This is a genomic window from Zoogloea sp. 1C4 (assembly GCF_009469605.1).
Classification (GTDB): Bacteria; Pseudomonadota; Gammaproteobacteria; order Burkholderiales; family Rhodocyclaceae; genus Zoogloea; species Zoogloea oryzae.
Genome location: NZ_SSXU01000085.1, coordinates 1 through 1,734, shown reverse-complemented (window position 1 = coordinate 1,734; position 1,734 = coordinate 1). Strand labels below are relative to the sequence as shown.

2 protein-coding genes and 1 pseudogene are annotated in these 1,734 nt (G+C 61.9%); all 3 read right to left on the bottom strand.

Going from position 1 to position 1,734, the window contains the following annotated elements; translation table 11 throughout:
- A pseudogene (locus GH681_RS23855) lies at nucleotides 1-227 on the bottom strand (IS3 family transposase); the annotation flags it as partial.
- Entirely contained in the window at nucleotides 224-520 is a 297-nt protein-coding gene (locus tag GH681_RS22915; protein WP_153161121.1) for a transposase, read from the bottom strand. The pseudogene GH681_RS23855 and the gene GH681_RS22915, both read right to left, overlap by 4 nt.
- A 188-nt stretch (nucleotides 521-708) precedes the next feature.
- A complete protein-coding gene (locus tag GH681_RS22910) occupies nucleotides 709-1,635 on the bottom strand; it encodes a formylglycine-generating enzyme family protein (protein ID WP_228112052.1) in 927 nt (308 codons plus the stop codon).
- Nucleotides 1,636-1,734: the final 99 nt, after the last annotated feature.

Sequence of the window (1,734 nt, the reverse complement as noted above, 5' to 3'; positions counted from 1 at the left end):
CGAAGCCCCTGCGCATGCAGGACGGCCCGCAGGCGCCGGCTGCCATAGCAGCGTCCGGAGGCGGTGAAGGCGGCGCGCAGGTGGGTGCTCGTTGGGCAAACCCTGGCGGGTTCGCCCCTGCGTGAGCAGGCGGCGTAGAAGCCCGAACGACTCACGCCCAGCAACCGGCACAGCAATGCGGTGTTGTCGGCCTTCTCTTGCAACTGAGTGATGCACCGGTAGGTCATTTCAGTTCGCGGGCAAAGAAGGCCGACGCTTTTTTCAACAGGTCATTGTCCTGGCGAAGCTGCCGATTCTCCGCCTCGAGTTGGCGAATGCGTTGCTGTTCAGCCGTCAGCGGCTTGCCGATACCTGCCTGTCCGCTTTGCTCCGCATCGAGTTGCGCCAGCCAGCGCCGCACCGCGGTCTCTCCCAGACCCATGTCGCGGCATACTTGGCCGACGCTCAGGCCTTGGTCCCTGATCATCTGGACGACTTGCAGCTTGAAGCTCGCATCGAACGCCCGGCGTTTCTGTTTCATTAAGTTCTCCTCTACGGGTGGATGATCCACCTATCGAGGTGTCCGAGGAAATTAGACCACTACAGGGGATTGGGGAATGGGAAGGTGGGGAGTGGAAAATGGAGGACGAGGCGTGCGGCGGTTTTGCCGCGTCGTGGCCCGCCCCGTCCCGGAGCGGGCCACGGGCCCCTCCGGGGCCAAACCCCCGGTCACGCGTCCCGCGTGACCACCGCCTCCGGCGGGCGCTCCGCGCTACTTGTGGACCTCAGGGAGAAGCGGAAGCCCACTGAATTGTTGCGCATCCTAGCCGACCAACTGCCGCGGCTTGCAGCACGCAGCCTTTGCGGCTCGTTGTACCACGCTCCACCACGCAGAACAGGCCAACCCCAGTAGCCATCAGGACCATGCGGATCCACTTTCGGCGCGCCGTCGTAGTCCCGTTTACCGTCTGCACACCACTCATCCACATTGCCGTGCATCTGATACAAGCCCCAAGCGTTCGGGAGGTACATCTTTACCGGCACCGTTCCTTCCCGGTACTTGCCGGACCGGCCGTCGGTATAGCTGTACGCTACGCCGTAGTTTGCTTCGGATGGACTGATGACGTCACCCCAACTGAGCGCCGTATCCCTCCCCGCCCGGCACGCATACTCCCACTCCGCTTCCGTCGGCAAGTCCGCCTTCACTCCAGGCAAGCGTTTTTCCACTTCCCTCAAAAAGTCCTGCACATCGTGCCAGCTCACACACTCCACTGGGTTCCGCGGGTCTTCAGTGAAGTTGCTGGGGTTGCTACCCATCACCGCCTGCCACACCGACTGGCTGCACGCTGTTTCCGCAAGCCAGAAACCTTCCGTCAGACGAACCAAATGACGCGGACCTTCGTCCTTTCTTCGCCATGCCTCACCCCACGGCGAGCCCATCAAAAACTCACCCGGCTCGATCCAGCGGAAACAATTCGGCTTTCCGTCCAGCGAAACCTCCATCCACAACCCAAAACGATCATCCCCCCAAGCGCTGGCGCACGCCGGTGGAAAGACCGGCGGCCAGCGTTGGGGCTCGGGGGGCCAGGTGAGGTCGGGCGTCGCTTGCGGGGAGAGGATCATCTGCAGTTGTAGTGGTCTAATTTCCTCGGACACCTCGATAGGTGGATCATCCACCCGTAGAGGAGAACTTAATGAAACAGAAACGCCGGGCGTTCGATGCGAGCTTCAAGCTGCAAGTCGTCCAGATGATCA